The following is a 19,591-nucleotide window of genomic DNA, read 5'->3' on the forward strand; positions in this document are numbered from 1 at the left end:
GCATACCCATATAGGCATATGATAGCTCGCGTGGCCCGAGCAGCGACGACAACCGACACCTTCAACGCGGTCGCCGAACCCCGGCGGCGGCAGATCCTCGACGTCCTCCGCGACGGGGAACGATCGGTCGGCGACCTCGTGGACCTGCTGGGCCTGGCGCAGCCGCAAGTGTCGAAGCACCTGCGGGTGCTGCGGGAGGTGGGCGCGGTGGACGTGCGCGGCGACGGCCGCCAGCGGCTCTACCGGCTCAACGGGCCCGCGCTCAAGCCGATCCACGACTGGGTCCGGCAGTACGAGCGGACGTGGGCCGGGCGGTTCGACCGGATGGACGACGTCCTCGAAGAACTGAAGAAACAGGAGCACTGACGTGCAGATCACCACCCCGGCCGAGGACCAGATCCTCATCACGCGCGAATTCGACGCGCCCAAGCACCTCGTCTACCGCGTCTGGACGACGCCCGAGCTGGTGCGCCGCTGGTGGAGCGGCCACCACGGGACCACCACCGAAGTCGAGCTGGACCTGCGCCCCGGCGGCCGCTGGCGGTACGTGCTGAAGACCGGCGACGGCACCGAAGTCGGCTTCCACGGTGAGTACCGCGAAGTCGTGCCCGACGAGCGGCTCGTCTACACCGAGGTGTTCGAAATGCCGGGCGTGCCCCTCGATTCGGTGGACGGCCCGCTCAACACCGTCACCTTCACCGCGCTCGACGGCGATCGCACCCTGCTGCAGCTGCGGACCGAAACCGGCAGCAAGGAGCTGCGCGACACGATCCTGCGGTCGGGCATGGAGGTCGGCGCCCAGGGGCAAATGGTGATCATCCAGGAGCTGGCCGACTCCCTGCGCTAGCGGCCCGCAGGAACCGCTCGCCGGTCTTCGCCAGTTCCGCGGCCAGCTCCGGCGCGTCGAGCACCTCGAAGTCCACTTCGAGTAGCCCGAGGTAAAGGCCGAGCGTCGCTGCGTTGTCAGAGCCGACCTCGGCGACGCAGCGGTCCGGGCCCTCCGGCGTGACGTCGACCGCGATCGGCAGCCGGGCGCGGACGTGGGCCACCGGCGCGTGCAGCCGGACCCGGGCGTGGAACCGCCAGGTCGCCGCGCCCGCGCTGCGCTGGACGAACTGCGCCACATCGCCTTCAGGCGGCTCGCGCGGGGCGAAACGCGGGCCGTTAGGCACTTTCGGCGTCAGGCGGTCGACGCGGAACGTGCGCCAGTCGTCCCGCGCGGGGTCCCAGGCGACGAGGTACCAGCGCCGTCCCCAGCTGACCAGCCGGTGCGGCTCGACCTCCCGGCGGCTCGCCTCGCCGTGATGGCCGGTGTAGTCGAAGCGCAGCCGCTCGCTCGCCCGGATGGCGGCCGAGATCGCGGTCAGCACCCCGGCGGCCACGGCCGGGCCGGCGCCGGGCACCGACACCGTCGCGGCCTCCAGGGCCTGCACCCGGTGCCGCAGCCGCGAGGGCAGGACCTGCTCCAGTTTGGCGAGCGCGCGCACCGACGTCTCGGCGATGCCGGACACGCCGGTCGCGGTGCGGAGGCCGACCGCGACGGCGACCGCCTCGTCGTCGTCCAGCAGCAGCGGCGGCAGCTGCGCACCGGCACCGAGCCGGTAACCACCCTGGACGCCGGGAGCGGCTTCGACCGGGTAGCCCAGCTCGCGCAGCTTGCCGACGTCGGTGCGGACCGTGCGCGCGCTGACGCCGAGCCGCTCGGCCAGGTCGGCGCCGGTCCAGTCGCGCCGGGTCTCGAGCAGGGAGAGGAGCCGGAGCAGGCGGGCGGAGGTCTGCAGCATTTTCCGAGCTTCGCACGAATCGCGGAAGGAAGTCTTCCGCAATGGTTCATAGCGTGCTTCCCATGACGAACGAAATCCACCCCTTCCGCATCGACGTCCCGCAGGCCGAGCTGGACGACCTGCACCGCCGCCTGGCCACCGCCCGGTTCGCCGACCTCGTGCCCGGGGACGAGCCGGACTGGTCCCGCGGCATGCCCACGGAGGCTGTCCGGGAGCTGGCCGGGTACTGGCGCGACGGCTTCGACTGGCGGGCGCGGGAAGCGGCGCTCAACGCGCTCCCGCAGTTCACCACCGAGATCGACGGGCAGGTCATCCACTTCCTGCACGTCCGCTCGCGGCGGGCCGACGCGGTGCCGCTGCTGCTGACCCACGGCTACCCCAGCTCGATCGCCGAGTTCCTCGACGTCATCGGCCCGCTCGCCGAGGACGGCCCGGACGCGTTCGACGTCGTCGTCCCGTCGCTGCCCGGGTTCGGGTTCTCGACACCGCTGAGCGGGCCCGGCTGGGAGCTCGCCCGGACGACGGACGCGTTCGCGGAGCTGATGACCCGGCTCGGCTACGACCGCTTCGCCGCGCAGGGCGGCGACATCGGCGCCGGCGTCACCGGGCGGCTCGCCGCGGTGTACCCGGAGCGCGTCATCGGCACGCACGTCAACAGCGACCGCGGGACGATCGCGCTGGCGGGGGAGCAGCTTCCGTTGCCGGAGAACCTTTCTCCGGCCGAACAGTCCGAATTGGACGCCGCCCGCGAGGCGTGGAAAGCCGGGCGCGGTTACTTGGACATCCAGTCCCACAAGCCCGAGACGATCGCGGCCGCGCTCACCGACTCCCCGGTCGGCCAGCTGGCCTGGATCGCGGAGAAGTTCCAGGCGTGGACCGGCGACGGCGTCGACCGCGACCGGCTGCTGACGAACGTCAGCCTCTACTGGTTCACCCGCAGCGGCGCGTCCGCGGCGCGGTTCCTTTACGAGGCAGCGCATTCCGCGCACGGCTGGCTGGCGCCCTCGGACGTCCCGGCGGGGTGGGCGGTGTTCGACTCGTCGCCGGTGGTGCGGCGGATCATGGACCCGGAGGAGAAGATCGCGCACTGGTCGGAGTTCGCGTCGGGCGGGCACTTCGCCGCGCTGGAGGAACCGGAACTGCTCGTGGCCGACATCCGCGCGTTCTTCCGCGGGCTGCGCTCGTGAACGTCCGGGTGCCGATGTCCGCAGCCGACGACCTTGCGCGTGCGGGCGAGGTCGGCGTCGCCGAGGTCGTCCATTCCGGACGGGTACCCGGCATGATCGCGGGTACTCGCCCGGTCAGGAGGTGCTCCGATGGGCAAGGACTTCAAGAAAGGCGACCGCGTCCGCTGGGACGCGGGCAACCAGAGTTCGGTCGGGACGGTCGAGGAGAAGATCACCGAGGACACGCACGCCGGCAAGCGGGCGGTGAAGGCGTCGCCGGACGAGCCGCAGTACCTCGTGAAGAGCGAGAAGTCCGGGAAGACCGCCGTGCACCACCCGGACAAGCTGCACAAGGCCTAAAGCGCGGCCTTGACCTTCGCCGCGACCTCGGTCAGCTCCTCGCGGGACCGCACCCGCCAGTCGGCGGTCATGACGAAGCCGTCGCCGGCGTGGCGGGGGATCACGTGCAGGTGGACGTGGGGGATCTCCTGACCGGCGGCCTTGCCGTCGGCGAGGTAGAGGTTGATGCCCTCGCACGGCAGGTCGGTGCGGCGCAGGGCCGCGGCCAGCGTCTGCGCGACGGCGAACATCCGGCCGCCCGTCTCGGCCGGCAGCGAGGCCAGGTCCGCGTGGTGCGCGCGGGGAAGGACGAGCAGGTGCCCGGTGGTGACCGGGCGCAGGTCGACGACGGCGGCGAAGTCGTCGTCCTCGTGCACGAACGCCGCCGGGGCGCGGCCGGTGGCGATGGCGCAGAAGATGCATTCGCCGCCGTCGGTGGTCGCCGGCATGCGCTTGAGTTCAGCCATGCGGGTGACCCTAGCCGGGTGATCATCGGGCTGTCAGGTGCTTCTCGGCCCATTCGGCGAACGACGTCAGCGGGATGCCGAGGGCACGGGCGAACTCGGGCCGGGCGGGGTGGCCGACCGTGCCTGCCTCACATCCACCCACGACTTTGCCGGGACACTGACGTCTGGTGAGGTGAACGACTCGTTCATGACCTTGCGGGCCGCCGGCGACCGCTGTGATGTCGCGAATGGGTCATTGGCGACCTCCGAGGTCTCGAATGAGTCATTCGCGACTTTGGGGGAGCCCTTGTCACCGGACCAGGAACCCCGTCTTGACTTGCCGGAGCCCTGCCACTAGATGCCGTGAGGGGACCCCTCATCGCATGTGCGAGGCGGCCGGTGACCCGCTCGCTGGCGCAATGCTGCGGACTGCACCGACGCGACTTTGCCGGAGGCCCGGTTGGCCAAATGCTCTGAAGGGCCCCTTCCCGGCACTAGATGCTGTGAAGGGCCCCTTCACGGCACTAGCGAGACAGCCCCGGGGGTCAGCCCGCATCGCCCAGCCAATGGTGCAGCGCCCACCACGACCGCACCGCGTCGAGGACCCGGCCGCCGCTGTTTTCCGCCAAGGCCAGCGGGGTCAGCTCCGCGAGCCGGTCCAGCCGGTACCGGACCGTGTTCGGGTGCAGGTGCAATGCCTCCGCCGTCGTCCGCAGGCGCTGCCCGTGATCCAGGTAGGCCAGCGCCGTCGCCGCCAGCTCGCGGTGGAACGGGTTCGCCGGGTCCAGCGCGCCGAGCGACGACGTCGTGAGCAGGTCGGCGAGCACCGGCTGAGCGGCCAGCGCGAGACTGCCCGCCAGCGCCGTGAGGTCGTGGCAGCCGGGGCCCGCCAGGCGGGCCGCCGCCGTGCACAGGCGATGGACTTCCCGAAGTCCGGACAGCGGAACCGCGGGCGCGACGACGAGCACCGCGCCGTCGGGCGGTTCGACCGAGGGGGCACGGGCCGCCAAGCCGGTGAGCCTGCCCTCGACCAGGCCGTAGACCCCGCCGAACTCCAGCAGTGCCTGTTCGAGGGTGCGGGCCCGCGCCGGATCGCTGACGTCGGAAACCACGCAGTGGTACCGGCTTTCGGGCCGCAGTCCCGCCTGCCGGAGCTCCTCCGGCGTCGGCGGCGGCCCGGTGAGGAGCAGGGTGCGCAGCAGCTGGGTCCGCGCGTCGCGGACCGTGCGCGACAGCTGGAGCTCGGCCGCGTGGTAACCCTTGACGATGTGGCGTTCCAGCGCGCCGGTGTAGCGCTCGGCGTCCAGGACCGTCTCGAGGATGACGTCGTCGGGCAGCCCGGCCGCCCGGCAGCGTTCGACGGCGACGCGCGCGGCGAGCGTCCGGCCCGCCTGGACGCCGCGCAGCAGGTCGGTGAGCGGGACACCCTGCTCCGCGCGGTCGGCGCCCAGCTTCTCCGCCGTCGTGTAGTCGGCCGTGCCGGGGTTCGTCGTCGCCCGCAGCGCCGCGGAGAGCAGGAACTGGACGTGGCGGCGGTTCTCCGCTTCCGGCAGCCGCGCGACTTCCGGGGACTGGCTGCGGGCCGCGCGCACCAGCTCGTCCAGCACGGTCTCGTCTGCGGCCATCGCGTCGAGCACCTGCCGGAGCAGCGGCAACGCCGGCACGGCACCTCCCGGGCCCGTTGTGGCACGGCCACAACGCCGCCCGCGCGACGTTGGCCGAGCGGCCCTACCGGAATGGCTCCGGGGGCCGGTTATCGTGGCGATACCGGACAGTAACCGCTCTACCGCACGAAAGCCATCGAAGTCCTCGCCGCACCTCTTCAGCGTCGAAAGGTGTTCCCAGTGCGCACTTCCCCGACCCGACGGCGGTCGTACCTCTCGCGCGCGGCGTACGCGTTTTCCGCCGCCGCCCTGCTGGTGACCGGCGCCGCGGTACCCGCGACCGGTGCCCCCGCGGCCCTGCGGGAGGTGATGTTCGTCGGCAACAACTGGGACGGGACGGCGGACGTCATCCAGTCGCGGGGCTCGTTCGCCCGCATCGGGCGCGTGAACATCATCCCGGACAAGGACGACCGGCTGCGGGAGATCTACCTCAACCCGGTCAAGCTGGCGTTCTTCCTCGGCATCCGCAACGGCCCCGGCGAGGGCCACGACCAGTTCGTCGACGACATGTACACCACCCCGGACGGTGCTTCGGTGGTGGCGTCGCGGCCCAGCTTCGCCGACGTCGTGTCGATCAACCTCGGCACCGGGCGGATCAACTGGCGCTTCCCGGTGTCGGGCTTCCGCTCCGACCACATGGCCGTCTCGCCGGACGGGCGCCGCGTCGCCGTGTCCGCCTCGACGTCGAACACCGTGCACGTGCTGGACATCGTGACCGGGCAGCAGGTCGGCTCCTTCGCCACCGGCGACAAGCCGCACGAGAACGTGTTCACCGGCGGCGGCCGGTACCTCTGGAACATGTCGATCGGCGAGGTCAACACCGACCTCGACGACCCGGGCTGGGACTTCACCAAGGGGGACCGGCGGATCACCGTCGTCGACGCCACGACGTTCGCCCAGGTCAAGGTGATCGACATGCGGCAGCGCCTCGACGCCTTCGGGCGGCGCGACCTGTCCGACGCGGTGCGGCCGGTGGCGTTCACCCCGGACGAGTCGAAGCTGTACTTCCAGGTCTCGTTCTTCAACGGCTTCCTGGAGTACGACGTCGCGACCGACAAGATCACGCGCGTCAAGGAACTGCCGAAGAACCCGGCCACCAGCGACGACCGCACCACCTTCGTCAACGACTCGCGCCACCACGGCCTGTCGATGAGCCCGGCGGGCGACAAGCTCTGCGTCGCGGGCACGATGGACGACTACGCCACGGTCGTCGACCGCGCGACCCTGCAGCAGGCCGCGCTGGTGCCGGCGGTGAAGCCGTACTGGGCCACGGTCAGCGGCGACGGCACCGCGTGCGTCATCTCCGAGGCCGGCGCCGACCAGGTCACCGCGATCGACTTCGCCACGGGCCAGAAGCGCGTTTCGGTCCCGGTGGGCGACCACCCGCAACGGGTCCGGATCGGGCACGTGCCCGAGGGCTGGACCGGCCCGAGCGCCTGACCGCGGACGGCGTGGTTCGTCCGCCCGGACGGACCACGCCGTCCCGCTTCGTCGTCGCGCACCAACGGCGCCCGCCGGAATCCTCCTAACGTCACCGGGATCGGCGACGACGAGGAGGCAACGGGTGCGGACACTCTTGCGGGGCGGCCGGGTCGTCGACCCGGGAACCGGGTTCGACGGCACCGCCGACGTGCTCATCGAGAACGGCCAGGTCGCGGCCGTGGGCGCGGACCTGGACGCGCCGGACGCCACCGTGGTCGACGTGACCGGGCTCGTCGTCGGGCCCGGGTTCGTCGATCTGCACAGCCACGTGCACTCCGTCGCCGGGCAGCGGCTGCAGGCCATGGACGGCGTCACCACCGCCCTCGACCTCGAAGCCGGGCTGATGCCGGTCGAACGGGCGTACGCCGAGGCCGCCGCGGCCGGGCGGCCGCTGCACTACGGCTTCTCCGCCTCCTGGGGCGCGGCCCGCGCGCAGGTGCTCGCCGGCATCGAGCCCGACGCGAACATCGACAGTGGCCTGGCGATCCTCGGGAACCCGCGGTGGCAGCGAAGCTCGTCCAAAACGGAACTGGCCGCCTGGCTGTCCCTTTTGGACGGTGAACTGGCGAAGGGCGCGCTGGGCATCGGCGTCCTCATGGGGTACGCGCCGGCCACCGACCCCGGCGAGTTCCTCGCCGTCGCGCACCTCGCCGCGAAGGCCGGCGTGCCGACCTACACCCACGTCCGCGAGCTGGTCGAGGTCGACCCCGCGATCCCGGTCGACGGCTCGGTCGAAATCGCCGTCGCGGCCGGGGAAACCGGCGCCGCCATGCACCACTGCCACGTCAACAGCACCTCCGGCCACCACGTCGACCGCGTCCTCGCCACCCTGGACAACGCCCGCCGCGAGGGCTCGCGCGTCACCGTCGAGGCCTACCCGTACGGCGCCGGCAGCACCGCCGTCGGCGCCGCGTTCATCGAGCCGGACCGCCTGCGGCTGAAGGGACTCCGCCCGTCGAGCGTGGTGATCCTCGAGACGGGGGAGCGGGTCCGCGACGAAGCCCGCCTGCTCGAAATCAGGAAAGCGGACCCGGGCGCGCCGTGCCTGCTGGAGTTCCTCGACGAGGACGACCCCCGCGACCGCGGCCTGCTGCACCAGGCCCTCGCCTTCCCCGACGCGATCGTCGCCAGCGACGCCATGCCGGTGTACTGGAGGGACGGCCGCACCGAGAGCACCGAATGGCCGCTGCCGCCGGGCGGCACGACGCACCCGCGCACCGCCGGCACCTTCGCGAAGACCCTGCGGCTGATGGTCCGCGAAACCGGCACCTGGAGCTGGCTCGAAGCCTTCCGCCGCTGCTCCTACCTGCCTTCGCGGCTCCTCGACGACGTCGCGCCCGGCGCGAGCGGCAAGGGCCACCTCGCCCCGGGCGCGGACGCGGACATCGTCGTGCTCGACCCGGACCGGGTCACCGACACCGCGACCTACACCGACCCCACCCGGCCGTCACAAGGTGTCCGGCACCTCTTCGTGGCCGGTGTGCCGGTGATCGGTGCGGGAAAGCTCGACCCGGAAGCGCTTCCCGGGCAGCCGCTGCGGGGTGAGCCGAAGTGATCGACGACATCGAGGCGCTCGTCCGCTGCGAATCCCCGTCGGAGGACCACGAAGCCGTCGCGCGCAGCGCCGAGGTCGTCGCCGCGATCGGACGGCGGCTCCTCGGGATCGAGCCGGAACGGATCGTCACCGACGGCTGCACGCACCTGCGGTGGCGGTTCGGCGAGCCGCGGGTCCTGCTGCTCGGCCACCACGACACCGTGTGGCCGCTGGGTTCCCTGCGCACCCACCCGTTCGAGGTCCGCGACGGCGTCCTGCGCGGTCCCGGCTGCTTCGACATGAAGGCCGGCGTCGTGATGGCCCTGCACGCCGCCGCGGCGCTGCCCGACCGCGACGGCCTGTCGATCCTGATCACCGGCGACGAGGAGATCGGCTCGCCGCTGTCCCGGCCGCTGATCGAGGACGAGGCCAAGACCTGCGACGCGGTGCTCGTGCTCGAAGCCTCGGCCGACGGCGGGGCGCTGAAGACCCGCCGCAAAGGCGTTTCCCGGTACTGGGTCGAGGTCGAAGGCCGCGCCGCGCACGCCGGGCTCGAACCGGAGAAGGGCGTCAACGCCGGGATCGAGGTCGCCCACCAGATCCTCGCCGTGGCCGCGCTCGCGGACGCGGAAAAAGGCACCACCGTCGTCCCGACCGCGCTCAGCGCCGGGACGACGACCAACACCGTGCCCGCCGCGGCGAGCGTCGCGGTCGACGCGCGCGTGTGGGACACCGACGAGCAGGACCGCGTGGACCGGGCCATCCGCAGCCTGGCCCCGGTCGTCGACGGCTCCTGGATCCGGATCGGCGGCGGCATCAACCGGGCACCGCTGGACGCGAAGGCGTCGGCCGGGCTGTTCGTGCTCGCGAACGAACTCGCCGGCGAGCTCGGGCTCGGGCCGCTCGCCGAGTCGGCCGTCGGCGGGGCGTCCGACGGCAATTTCACCGCGGGGCTGGGCATTCCGACGCTCGACGGCCTCGGCGCGGTCGGCGGCGGTGCCCACGCCGACGACGAACACGTCCTCGTCGCGGAGCTGCCCCGCCGCACCCGGTTGCTCGTGGCGCTCGCCGAAACCCTGCTGGCGCGGGGAAGTTCGTCCGCGCCGACGAACGCGCGGGGCGAATCCGGTGCGGCACAACGGTGACCGGCGGGCCGGGTCCGGAGAGGATCGTCAGCGTGACTGAAGTCGTGACGAACACAGCCCCGCCGCTGCGGGACGAGGCGGCCGCCGCCGCGGCCACCGCCGCCACGACCTCGGGGGTCGCCGTCCGGACCCTGGCCGAGGTCGCCGACCTGGCCGCCGTGACCCGGCTCTTCGAGTCGATCTGGCGCCCCGAACCGGGAAACCCGCCGGTGACCGCCGAACTGCTGCGCGCCATGGTCTCGGCGGGCAACTACGTGGCCGGCGCCTTCGACGGGCCCGAACTGCTCGGTGCCTGTTTCGGGTTCTTCGGCGGACCGGCGAAGGGAGGGTTGCACAGCCACATCGCCGGCGTCGCCACGCGCGGGCACGGCCGCGGCATCGGCTTCGCGCTCAAGCTGCACCAGCGCGCGTGGGCGCTGCGCCAGGACGTCGAAGAGATCTCCTGGACGTTCGACCCGCTGGTGCGCCGCAACGCCCACTTCAACCTGACCAAGCTCGCCGCCCGCCCGGCCCACTACCTGCCCGACTTCTACGGCCCGATGCACGACGGCATCAACGGCGCCGGCGACACCGACCGGCTGCTGGCCGTGTGGAACCTGACGAGCCCGCCGGTGCGGGCGGCCGCGGGCGGTGCCCCGGCCCGGGCGGACGCCGCTGCGCTGCGCAAGCAGGGCGCCGCGGTCGCGCTGGCCGCGGACGCCGGTGGGGCGCCGGTCACTGGCCCCGCAGACGCGGCCACAGTGCTCGTCGCCGTGCCACCGGACATCGAGGCGCTCCGGCGGACCGACCCGGAGCTGGGCCGGGCGTGGCGGGTCGCGCTGCGGGACGTCCTGGGCGGGTTGATGGCCGGCGGGGCGTCGGTCACCGGATTCGATCGTGCCGGCTGGTACGTGGTCGCGAAGGAGCGCACGTCGTGAAACTCACCGGGGTGGAACTGCTCCGCGTCCGGATGCCGCTGGTGGCACCGTTCCGGACGTCGTTCGGCACGCAGGCCGAGCGCGAACTGCTGCTCCTGCGGGCGGTGACGTCGGAAGGCGAGGGCTGGGGCGAGTGCGGCGCGATGGTCGACCCGCTCTACTCCTCGGAGTACGTCGACGGTGTCGAGCACGTGCTGCGCACCTTCCTCGTGCCCGCGCTGCTCGCCGCCGGGGACCTGACCGCGAACAAGGTCGCGCCGCTGCTGGCGAAGTTCAAGGGTCACCGGATGGCCAAGGCCGCACTGGAAATGGCGGTCCTGGACGCCGAGCTGCGCGCCCACGGCGTGTCCTTCGGGACCGCGCTGGGGTCCACAACGGACTCTGTGCCGTGCGGGGTGTCGGTCGGCATCATGGACACCGTCCCGAAGCTGCTCGATGTCGTCGCCGGCTACCTCGACGACGGGTACGTCCGGATCAAGCTGAAGATCGAGCCCGGCTGGGACGTCGAGCCGGTCCGCGCGGTCCGCGAACGCTTCGGGGACATCCTGCTCCAGGTCGACGCGAACACCGCGTACACGCTCTCGGACGTGCCCCAGCTGCAACGGCTCGACCCGTTCGAGCTGCTGCTCATCGAGCAGCCGCTGGAGGAGGAAGACGTCCTCGGGCACGCCGAGCTGGCGAAGCACATCCGGACGCCGATCTGCCTCGACGAGTCCGTCGTCTCCGCGCGCTCGGCCGCCGACGCGATCAGGCTCGGCGCCTGCCGGATTGTCAACATCAAGCCGAGCCGGGTCGGCGGCTACCTCGAAGCGCGGCGGGTGCACGACGTCTGCGCCGCGCACGGCGTGCCGGTCTGGTGCGGCGGGATGATCGAGACCGGGCTCGGCCGGGCCGCCAACGTCGCACTGGCGTCGCTGCCCGGCTTCACGCTGCCGGGCGACACCTCGGCGTCGGACCGGTTCTACCGCACCGACATCACCGAGCCGTTCGTCCTGGAAGCCGGCCGGCTGCCGGTGCCGTCCGGTCCCGGTCTCGGCGTCGCGCCGATCCCGGAGCGGCTGGCCGAGGTGACGACCGCGAAGGCGTGGCTCGCGTCATGACCGCACCGGGCCGCACTTTCACGTGAAAGTGCGGCCCCCTGGTGGTCACTTTCACGTGAAAGTGCCGCCGGTCGCCGGATAGTCCACAACGGACGGAGGGTCCCATGGAGTCAGCCGAACAGGTGCTCAGCCGCTGGGCGGCGGGGGCCGGCGCGCGGGCCCGCTCGTACGCGGCCGGTGCGGTCGTCACGACGTCGCGGGTCAGGGTCCTGGTCGCGGTGCGGTACGCGGCGCTGCGCGCCGGCGTGGGCCACCGGCTGCGGGCGGTTCGTCGCCCGCGATGAAAGTTTCCCCGGGTCTCGTCGGTTTCGACGAATCGGCGGCCCCGGCACCCGTCCTAGCATCCCCGCATCGCCGGGTTCCCCCACCGTCGCCACGAGAGGCAACCATGTCGAAGCTCACCGAACTTTCCGCCTGGCTGGACCGCCGCCTCCCCGCGCTGCTGGCCGAACACAAGGTGCCGGGCGCCGCCGTCGCCGTGTACGCCGGTGGCGAGATCATCGACCACGCGGCCGGGGTGCTCAACAAGGGCACCGGGGTCGAGGCCGACACCGATTCGCTGTTCCAGATCGGCTCCATCACCAAGATCTGGACGACCACGCTGGCGCTGCAGCTGGCCGACGAGGGCCTGCTCGACCTCGACCAGCCGGTCCGGAAGTACCTGCCCGAGTTCAAGATCGCCGACGAAGAGGCCGCCGCGCGGATCACGGTCCGGCAGCTGATGTGCCACACGTCCGGCTTCGAGGGCGACATCTTCACCGACACCGGCCGCGGCGACGACTGCGTCGAGAAGTACGTCGCCACCCTGGGCGACGTCCCGCAGCTGTTCGCGCCCGGCGAGATGTTCTCCTACAACAACGCCGCCTTCTGCGTGCTCGGCCGGGTCGTGGAAGTGCTGCGCGGCAAGTCCTACAACGAGTGCCTGGCCGAGCACCTGTTCGTCCCCTTGGGACTGACGCACGCCGCGGCGAGCCCGTACGAGGCCATCCGGTTCCGGGCCGCGCTCGGGCACGTCACGCCCGGGCCCGGCGCCGACCCGGAACCCGCCGGCGTCTGGGCGCTGGCCGCGTCCAACGCCCCGGCCGGCGCGATGCTCGCCATGCGCCCGCGCGACCTGGTGACGTTCGCCGGCATGCACCTGCGCGACGGCGAAGGCCCGGACGGCACCCGCGTGCTCAGCGCGGAAAGCGCCCGCGCCATGCGGGAGCGCGTGGTCGAGCTGCCCGACCTCGGCCTGATGGGCGACGCGTGGGGCCTCGGCTGGTCGCTGTCGGAGGGCGGCGCGGTCGTCGGCCACGACGGCGGCACGATCGGCCAGTCCGCTTTCCTGCGCCTCGCGCCCGGGCACGACGTCGCCGTCGCGCTGCTGACCAACGGCGGCAACCCGATCGCCGTCTACCACGAAGTCGTCGGCCACCTGCTGAAGGAACTGACCGGCATCGAGCTCACCGCACCGCCGGTGCCGAAGCCGGACGCCCCGCGGATCGACGCCACGCGGTACGTCGGCGAGTACTCGTCGTCCGTCGCGGACATCACGGTCAGCCAGGACGACGACGGCCGCGTCTGGGTCGAGCGGGTCCCGAAGGGGATCTTCGCGGAGCTGGCCAAGCCGGAGAAGACCGAGCTGGTCGCGATGAACGGCGACACGCTGATCCTGGCCGAGCCGATGCAGGGCATGTACCTGCCGCACGCGTTCGTCGGCGACGACGGCACCGGGCGCGCGCTGTACCTGCACACCGGCCGCGCCGACCGGCGGGTGAGCGCGTGAGCAAGGTCGAACAACGGATCGCGGACGCCTTCCTGGCAGCCGGCGCGCGGGGTTTCGTGCACGCGCGGGAGATCGGTGGTGCCGGTGAGGTGGCCGTCGGCGCGGACGACCCGGTGGTGCTGGCGTCGGTGTTCAAGATCCCGGTCGCCGTCGCCTACGCCCGCGAGGTCGTGGCCGGCCGGCTCGACGAAACCGAACGCGTCCGCGTCGGGAAGCGTTACCGCATCGGCGGGATCGGCACCGCGGGCTGCGCCGACGACGTGGAAATGAGCTGGCGCGACCTCGCGCTGTTCATGCTGACCATGAGCGACAACGCGGCGACCGACGTCATTTACCACCGCGTCGGCCAGGCCGCTGTCGACCGCGTCCTCGCCGACCTCGGCCTGGGCCGCACCCGGCTGATCGGCTGCTGCGAGGACCTGTTCGCCTCGGTGCTCGCCGACCTGGGCGCCGGCGAAGACGCCGACCTCGACGCCGTGTTCGCCGGGGCGACCCCCGAGCAGACCTGGAAGCTCGCGGTGCTCGACCCGGAGCGGACGACGGCGTCCACGCCCCGCGAGATCACCACCTTGCTCGAAGCGATCTGGACCGACCGCGCCGCCGAACCGGCCGCGTGCGAGCGGGTGCGCACGATCATGGCGCAGCAGATCTGGCCGCACCGGATCTCCTCCGGGTTCGGCTCCGACGTGCGGATCGCGGCCAAGACCGGCACCCTGCCCGCGGTCCGCAACGAAGCCGGCGTCCTGTCCTTCCCGGACGGCCGCCGCTTCGCCGTCGCGGTCTTCACCCGCGCGGACTCCCTGGCCGAGCGGCAACCCGCCGTCGACGCCGCCATCGGCAAGGCCGCCCGCCTCGCCGTGGACCACCTCCGGAAGGACACACCATGACCAGGACTCGGACGGCGGGGGTCGTGCTCGGGGTGCTCGCGCTCACCGCGACCGCCTGCGGGGGATCGGGCAGCGCCGGCAGCGGGGACGGGACCCCGGTCGACGGCAAGACGTTCAGCCTCGGCGTCGGCTCCGACCCCGGCAGCCTCGACCCGCACATGACCGTGCTGTCGGTGGCTCTCCAGGTCGACCGGTTCCTCTACGACACGCTGCTGAACCTCGACGACGCCGGCAAGCCGGTCGCCGGGCTGGCCGCGAAGTGGGAGGCGTCGACGACGACCGCGTCCTTCACTCTCCGCCAGAGCCTGACGTGCGCGGACGGCAGCCCGCTGACCGCCGCCGACGTCGCGGCCAACATCAACTTCATCGGCGACCCCGCGAACAAGTCGCCGATTGCCGGGCTGTACATCGCGCCGGGCACCAAGGCCACCGCGGACGCGGCCGGCACGATCAGCGTCACCAGCGGCAAGCCCGACGCGTTCCTGGCCCGCAACATCGGCGGGGTGCCGATCGCCTGCGCCAAGGGGCTCGCGGACCGGAAGCTGCTCGCCAAGGGCGAGGCCGGCACCGGGATGTTCACCGTCGCCGAGTCCGTGCCCAACGATCACTACACGTTCACCCGCCGCAAGGACTACGCGTGGGGCCCGGGCGACTGGAAGGCGGAGCCGGGCCTGCCGGACAAGGTCGTCGTGCGGGTCATCCCGAACACCACGACCGCCACCAACCTGCTGCTGTCCGGCGAGCTGAACGCGGCCCAGATCAACGGGCCGGACCGGCAGCGGCTGGAGGGGCGCAAGCTCTTCCACGCCGATTTCACGGCCCCGATGGGCGAGGTGTTCTACAACCAGGCGGCCGGGCGGCCCGGGCAGGACGAAGCCGTCCGCCGGGCGCTGACCCAGGCGCTCGACCTGCCCCAGCTCGGCAAGGTGCTGACCAGCGGCGCCGGCCGGCCGTCGCAGGGCATGATCACGAACGAGCCGGAGGTGTGCCCCGGCGACACCGTCACCGGCAACCTCCCGGCCCACGACCCGGCCGCGGCGGCGTCGGCGCTGGACGCGGCGGGCTGGAAGAAGGGCGCGGACGGCGTGCGCGCGAAGGACGGAAAGAAGCTTTCCCTCACCGTCCTCTACGGCACCCAGCTCGGCCCGACGATGGCGCCGACCGCGGAGCTGGTCCAGCAGACGTGGAAGTCGCTCGGCGCCGACGTGACGCTCAAGGCGGTCGACAGCCCGGGACTCAGCCAGGTCCTGTTCGGCACCGGCGAGTGGGAGGTCTCCCTCGGCCCGGTCGGGTTCTCGCTGCCGAGCCAGCTGGTGCCGTTCGTCTCCGGCCCGGCCGCGCCCGACGGGACGAACTTCGCCCACATCGCCAACCCCGGGTACGAGCAGGGCGCCCAGCAGGCGGCCACCAAGCCCGGCGACGCGAGCTGCGCGGACTGGAACGCGGCGGAGACCGCGCTGATCAAGCGGGTCGACGCGGTGCCCTACTTCGACTCCGTCGTGCCGACCTACGCCAGTGGGGCGAAGTTCGCCCTCAGCCAGGGCAGCCTGACGCCGTCGTCGATCCGGATGCTGGCGAAGTGACCACGGCGGCGGCACCACCCCGGCTGCGCGGCGGCCCGTGGCCGGCGTTCGCCGCGCGGCGGCTGGCCCGCTTCGCCGTCTCGCTGTGGGCACTGCTCACCGCGGCGTTCCTGATGATCCACCTGGTCCCCGGCGACCCGGTGCGCGCGTCGCTCGGGATGACCGCGCCCGCCGCGCTGGTGGCGGCGAAACGGGCCGAGCTGGGCCTGGACGACCCGCTGTGGGTGCAGTACGGGCACTACGTGCGCAACCTGCTGTCCGGGGACTTCGGGACGTCGATGGCGAGCGGGCAGCCGGTGGCGCAGGTGATCGGCGACCGGCTGCCGTCGACGCTGCAACTGGCCGTGCTGGCCTTCGCGGTCGTGGTCGCCGTCGCGGTCCCGGTGGGCGTCGGCTTCGCGGTGCTCACGCGCGGCGGCCGCCGCCGGGGCGCGGAGCTGGGCTTCACGTCGGTGAGCGTGCTCGTCGCCGCCATCCCCGAATTCCTGATCGGGGTCGGGCTGGTGGCGTTGCTCGCCGTCGGCCTCGGCTGGTTCCCCGTCGCGGGCGCCGACGACGTCAGCGGGTACGTGCTGCCGGTGGCGGCACTGGCGATCGGGCCGGCGGCGGTGCTGGCCCGGATCGTCCGGGTCGAGCTGCTTTCCGTGCTGGGCGCCGACTTCGTCCGCACCGCGCGGGCGAAGCGGCTGCCCGCGCGGCTGGTCTACGTCCGGCACGCGCTGCCGAACGCCCTGACCGCGACGCTCACCCTGGGCGGGCTGATGCTGACTTCGATGGTGGCGGGGACGGTCCTGGTGGAGAACGTGTTCGCCTGGCCCGGCCTCGGCTCGACGATCGTGCAGTCGATCGTGACGAAGGACTACCCGCTGGTGCAGGGGATCGTGCTGGTCTACGGCGTCGGCGTGCTGCTGGTCAACCTGCTGGTCGACGTCGTGCTCGGGCTGCTCGACCCCCGCTCGGCGATCCGGGAGGCCTGATGACCGTGCGACGACGTGGTTCGGTGTGGCTGGCGGCCGTGCGCACCCCGGTGGGCGCGTGCTCGGCGGTGCTGCTGGCGGTGGTGGTCGTGCTGGCGGTGGTGGCCCCGCTCGTGTGGGGTGACGGCGCCGCGGCGATCGACACCGACGCGATCGGCCAGGGACCGTCGGGCGCGCACCCGTTCGGCACCGACTCCCTCGGCCGCGACCTCCTGCTCCGCACCCTGGTGGCGACCCGGCTCTCGATCGGGCTCGCGGTCCTCGCGACGGTGATCGGCGTCGGCACCGGCGTCGTGCTCGGGACGCTGCCGTCGGTGCTGCCCCGGTGGGCGGGGCGGCTGCTCGTCGCGGCCGTCGACATCGCGGTGGCGTTCCCCGGGCTGCTGCTGGCCCTGTTCTTCGCGGTGATCTTCGGCGTCGGCACGCAGGGCGCGGTGCTGGCGATCGCGTTCGCGATGGCGCCGGGGTTCGCCCGGCTGGTGCAGACGCTGTCGGCGTCGGTGAGCGGGCGCGACTTCATCGCCGCGGCCCGGATCGCCGGTGTCGGCCGGATCCGGCTGCTGGCCCGGCACGTGCTGCCCAACATCGGGGAGCCCCTCGTCGTCAACGCGACCATCGGGGCCGGCTCGTCGCTGCTCGCCTTCGCCGGGCTGTCCTTCCTCGGGATCGGCGTGCAGGCGCCGGACTACGACTGGGGCCGGCTGCTGCGCGAAGGCCTGGACGGCATCTACGTCAGCCCGGTGGCCGCGCTCGCGCCCGCCGGGGCGGTGGTGCTCGCCGGGCTGGCGTTCAACCTGGTGGGGGAGACAGTCGCCGCGGTGGTCGGGGTCCGGACGTGCGCGACCCGGCGCGCGGCGGGCCCGCTCCCGGTGCCCCGGCCCGCGCCCGCCGGCGAACCCGCGCCCGACGCGGTGCTCGTCGTCGAAAACCTCCAGGTGGCGTTCCCGGGACCGGACGGCTGGACCGTGCCGGTGCGCGGGGTCAGCTTCACCGTCCGCGCGGGCGAAGCGATCGGCGTCGTCGGCGAGTCCGGGTCGGGCAAGAGCCTGACCGCGCTGGCCGTGTCCCGCCTGATCGAAGCACCCGGCGTGGTCACCGCCGACCGGCTCGAGTTCGCCGGGAAGCCCTTGGCGTCGGCGACGGACCGCGAGCTCGGCACGTCGCTGGCCATGGTGTTCCAGGACCCGATGACGTCGTTCAACCCGGCCCGCCGGGTCGGCGGGCAGCTGGCCGAGGTGTCCGAGCGGCACCACGGCCTGTCGCGGCGCCAGGCGTTCGCCCGCGCGGTCGAGAAGCTGGCCGCGGTGCGCGTCCCGGCCGCGGCGCGGCGGGCGCGGCAGTACCCGCACGAGTTCTCCGGAGGCATGCGGCAGCGCGCGATGATCGGCATGGGCCTGATGGGCGAGCCGAAGCTCGTCATCGCCGACGAGCCGACCACCGCTCTCGACGTCACCGTGCAGCGGCAGGTGCTGCGCCTGCTCGCCCGCACGCGCGAAACCGAGGGCGCGGCGATCCTGCTCATCAGCCACGACATCGCCGTCGTTTCCCAGACGTGCGAACGGATGCTGGTGATGTACGCCGGGCGCGTCGTGGAGGACCTGCCCTCCGGCGGCGAAGCGCGGCACCCGTACACGCGGGCGCTGCTGGCCACCACGGTGGACCTCGACACCGACCGCGACGAGCCGTTGGAAGTGATCCCCGGCCGCCCGCCCGCGCCGGACCAGGTGCCGGCCGGCTGCGCGTTCGCCGACCGGTGCCCGCTGGCGTCGGAGCGCTGCCGGACCGAGGACCCCGTGCTCGAACCGGCCGGCGCCGGGCACCGGGTGGCCTGCTGGCACCCGCCCGCCGGTGTCCTTTCCGGACAGTCCCATGAGGAGGGTGCCGCATGAGTGCCTTGGAGTTCGACGGCGTGAGTGTCCGCTACGGCAAGCTGACCGCGGTCGACGGCGTCACCCTGACCGTCCCTTCCGGACAGGTCGTCGGCCTGGTCGGCGAGTCCGGCTCGGGCAAGTCGACCCTGGCCAGGGCGGCGGCCGGGCTCGCGCCCGTCAGCGCGGGCCGGGTCCGGCTCGGCGGCACCGACGTGCGGAAGCTGCCCCGGCGGCGCCCGCTGCAGATGGTGTTCCAGGACCCGTATTCGTCGCTGGACCCGCGGATGGCGATCGGCGAGTCGATCGCCGAGGCGATGCCGCGCGGCCCCGGACGGCAGGCCGAAGTCGCCCGGCTGCTCGAACTGGTGCACCTGGACCCCGATCGGGCGGGGACGCTGCCCGGTCAGCTGTCCGGCGGGCAGCGGCAGCGCGTCGCGCTCGCCCGGGCGCTGGCCGGGCAGCCGGAAGTCCTGATCGCCGACGAGATCACCTCCGCGCTCGACGTCTCGGTGCAGGGCGCGGTGCTCAACCTCGTCCGGGACGTGCAGCGGCGGCTTTCGCTGTCGATGCTGTTCATCTCCCACAACCTCGCCGTGGTGCGGTACGTCAGCGACATCGTCGCCGTGATGTACCTCGGCCGGATCGTCGAAGCCGGGCCCGCCGAGCAGGTGCTCACCGACCCGCGGCACCCGTACACCAAGGAACTGCTGGCCGCGGCGCCGTCCACGCACCGCAACCTGCTCGACGGCGACGACCTCCTCGCCGACACCGAACCCGCCGACCCGCACCACCCGCCGTCCGGCTGCCGCTACCACCCGCGGTGCCCGGTCGGGCCGCTCGTGCACGCCGACCGCACCGTCTGCGTCCGCACCGACCCGGCCACCGACCACCGCCCGCACCGGGCAGCCTGCCACTTCGCCGCGTGAAC

Annotated in this window: 19 protein-coding genes; 16 read left to right on the top strand and 3 right to left on the bottom strand. The window is 72.9% G+C overall.

The features are described 5' to 3' along the window. Positions 1-30 precede the first annotated feature (30 nt). Entirely contained in the window at positions 31-366 is a 336-nt protein-coding gene (locus H4696_RS04315) for an ArsR/SmtB family transcription factor (RefSeq protein ID WP_086862367.1), read from the top strand. A gap of 1 nt (position 367) precedes the next feature. Next, the gene (locus H4696_RS04320; protein ID WP_086862368.1) at positions 368-847 is read left to right on the top strand and encodes an SRPBCC family protein; all 480 of its coding nucleotides are present in this window, start codon (positions 368-370) and stop codon (positions 845-847) included. Here H4696_RS04320 and H4696_RS04325 read toward each other — a convergent pair. Continuing rightward, the gene (locus tag H4696_RS04325) at positions 816-1,784 is read right to left on the bottom strand and encodes a helix-turn-helix transcriptional regulator (RefSeq protein ID WP_086862369.1); all 969 of its coding nucleotides are present in this window, start codon (positions 1,782-1,784) and stop codon (positions 816-818) included. The genes H4696_RS04320 and H4696_RS04325 overlap by 32 nt on opposite strands. A gap of 62 nt (positions 1,785-1,846) precedes the next feature. Here H4696_RS04325 and H4696_RS04330 point away from each other — a divergent pair, with 62 nt between their 5' ends. Together H4696_RS04330 and H4696_RS04335 are read left to right on the top strand one after the other, a co-directional pair. After that, the gene (locus tag H4696_RS04330) at positions 1,847-2,971 is read left to right on the top strand and encodes an epoxide hydrolase family protein (RefSeq protein ID WP_192782065.1); all 1,125 of its coding nucleotides are present in this window, start codon (positions 1,847-1,849) and stop codon (positions 2,969-2,971) included. Between the two features lie 129 nt (positions 2,972-3,100). Continuing rightward, entirely contained in the window at positions 3,101-3,310 is a 210-nt protein-coding gene (locus H4696_RS04335; protein ID WP_086862371.1) for a hypervirulence associated TUDOR domain-containing protein, read from the top strand. On the opposite strand, the gene H4696_RS04340 is transcribed toward H4696_RS04335, so the two are convergent. After that, positions 3,307-3,756, bottom strand: coding sequence for an HIT family protein (locus tag H4696_RS04340; protein ID WP_086862372.1), 450 nt, complete (start codon positions 3,754-3,756; stop codon positions 3,307-3,309). The two genes, H4696_RS04335 and H4696_RS04340, sit on opposite strands and share 4 nt — an antisense overlap. Positions 3,757-4,280: 524 nt before the next feature. Continuing rightward, positions 4,281-5,399 (bottom strand): RsbRD N-terminal domain-containing protein, encoded by a 1,119-nt coding sequence (locus H4696_RS04345; RefSeq protein ID WP_086862373.1) that lies wholly within the window; start codon positions 5,397-5,399, stop codon positions 4,281-4,283. A 180-nt stretch (positions 5,400-5,579) separates the two neighbouring features. Here H4696_RS04345 and H4696_RS04350 point away from each other — a divergent pair, with 180 nt between their 5' ends. The 12 genes from H4696_RS04350 (at position 5,580) to H4696_RS04405 (ending at position 19,589) form a co-directional block, all read left to right on the top strand. Further along, on the top strand, positions 5,580-6,839 hold the full coding sequence (locus tag H4696_RS04350) for a YncE family protein (RefSeq protein WP_086862374.1): 1,260 nt from the start codon (positions 5,580-5,582) through the stop codon (positions 6,837-6,839). 124 nt (positions 6,840-6,963) lie between these two features. Continuing rightward, on the top strand, positions 6,964-8,436 hold the full coding sequence (locus H4696_RS04355) for an amidohydrolase family protein (RefSeq protein WP_249027089.1): 1,473 nt from the start codon (positions 6,964-6,966) through the stop codon (positions 8,434-8,436). Then, positions 8,433-9,560: a M20 family metallopeptidase gene (locus H4696_RS04360; RefSeq protein WP_086862376.1), complete on the top strand. Its 1,128-nt coding sequence runs from the start codon at positions 8,433-8,435 to the stop codon at positions 9,558-9,560. Before H4696_RS04355 ends, H4696_RS04360 begins: the two co-directional genes overlap by 4 nt. Before the next feature lie 32 nt (positions 9,561-9,592). Next, positions 9,593-10,477: a GNAT family N-acetyltransferase gene (locus tag H4696_RS04365; RefSeq protein WP_086862385.1), complete on the top strand. Its 885-nt coding sequence runs from the start codon at positions 9,593-9,595 to the stop codon at positions 10,475-10,477. Further along, complete coding sequence (gene menC / locus H4696_RS04370) at positions 10,474-11,577, top strand: o-succinylbenzoate synthase (RefSeq protein ID WP_086862377.1); 1,104 nt, start codon at positions 10,474-10,476, stop codon at positions 11,575-11,577. Before H4696_RS04365 ends, menC begins: the two co-directional genes overlap by 4 nt. Positions 11,578-11,681: 104 nt before the next feature. After that, the gene (locus H4696_RS04375) at positions 11,682-11,861 is read left to right on the top strand and encodes a hypothetical protein (protein WP_086862378.1); all 180 of its coding nucleotides are present in this window, start codon (positions 11,682-11,684) and stop codon (positions 11,859-11,861) included. Positions 11,862-11,965: 104 nt separating this feature from the next. Then, entirely contained in the window at positions 11,966-13,345 is a 1,380-nt protein-coding gene (locus H4696_RS04380; RefSeq protein ID WP_086862379.1) for a serine hydrolase domain-containing protein, read from the top strand. After that, positions 13,342-14,232, top strand: a complete 891-nt coding sequence (locus H4696_RS04385; protein WP_143265210.1) for a serine hydrolase — start codon at positions 13,342-13,344, stop codon at positions 14,230-14,232. Before H4696_RS04380 ends, H4696_RS04385 begins: the two co-directional genes overlap by 4 nt. Beyond that, entirely contained in the window at positions 14,229-15,815 is a 1,587-nt protein-coding gene (locus H4696_RS04390; RefSeq protein ID WP_086862380.1) for an ABC transporter substrate-binding protein, read from the top strand. The genes H4696_RS04385 and H4696_RS04390 overlap by 4 nt, the downstream gene beginning before the upstream one ends. Continuing rightward, entirely contained in the window at positions 15,812-16,792 is a 981-nt protein-coding gene (locus H4696_RS04395; protein ID WP_086862381.1) for an ABC transporter permease, read from the top strand. The genes H4696_RS04390 and H4696_RS04395 overlap by 4 nt, the downstream gene beginning before the upstream one ends. Next, a complete protein-coding gene (locus H4696_RS04400) occupies positions 16,792-18,681 on the top strand; it encodes a dipeptide/oligopeptide/nickel ABC transporter permease/ATP-binding protein (RefSeq protein WP_192782066.1) in 1,890 nt (629 codons plus the stop codon). The genes H4696_RS04395 and H4696_RS04400 overlap by 1 nt, the downstream gene beginning before the upstream one ends. Then, a complete protein-coding gene (locus tag H4696_RS04405; protein ID WP_086862382.1) occupies positions 18,678-19,589 on the top strand; it encodes an ABC transporter ATP-binding protein in 912 nt (303 codons plus the stop codon). The genes H4696_RS04400 and H4696_RS04405 overlap by 4 nt, the downstream gene beginning before the upstream one ends. Positions 19,590-19,591: the final 2 nt, after the last annotated feature.

Origin of the sequence: Amycolatopsis lexingtonensis, assembly GCF_014873755.1 — a bacterium.
GTDB lineage: Bacteria > Actinomycetota > Actinomycetes > Mycobacteriales > Pseudonocardiaceae > Amycolatopsis > Amycolatopsis lexingtonensis.

What these genes read in the sequence shown, in the direction of transcription:
- H4696_RS04325 (WP_086862369.1), bottom strand. Translation starts at nt 1,784, where the DNA reads ATGCTGCAGACCTCCGCCCGCCTGCTCCGGCTCCTCTCCCTGCTCGAG.
- H4696_RS04405 (WP_086862382.1), top strand. Translation starts at nt 18,678, where the DNA reads ATGAGTGCCTTGGAGTTCGACGGCGTGAGTGTCCGCTACGGCAAGCTG.
- H4696_RS04380 (WP_086862379.1), top strand. Translation starts at nt 11,966, where the DNA reads ATGTCGAAGCTCACCGAACTTTCCGCCTGGCTGGACCGCCGCCTCCCC.
- H4696_RS04390 (WP_086862380.1), top strand. Translation starts at nt 14,229, where the DNA reads ATGACCAGGACTCGGACGGCGGGGGTCGTGCTCGGGGTGCTCGCGCTC.
- H4696_RS04330 (WP_192782065.1), top strand. Translation starts at nt 1,847, where the DNA reads ATGACGAACGAAATCCACCCCTTCCGCATCGACGTCCCGCAGGCCGAG.
- H4696_RS04340 (WP_086862372.1), bottom strand. Translation starts at nt 3,756, where the DNA reads ATGGCTGAACTCAAGCGCATGCCGGCGACCACCGACGGCGGCGAATGC.
- H4696_RS04335 (WP_086862371.1), top strand. Translation starts at nt 3,101, where the DNA reads ATGGGCAAGGACTTCAAGAAAGGCGACCGCGTCCGCTGGGACGCGGGC.
- H4696_RS04375 (WP_086862378.1), top strand. Translation starts at nt 11,682, where the DNA reads ATGGAGTCAGCCGAACAGGTGCTCAGCCGCTGGGCGGCGGGGGCCGGC.
- H4696_RS04400 (WP_192782066.1), top strand. Translation starts at nt 16,792, where the DNA reads ATGACCGTGCGACGACGTGGTTCGGTGTGGCTGGCGGCCGTGCGCACC.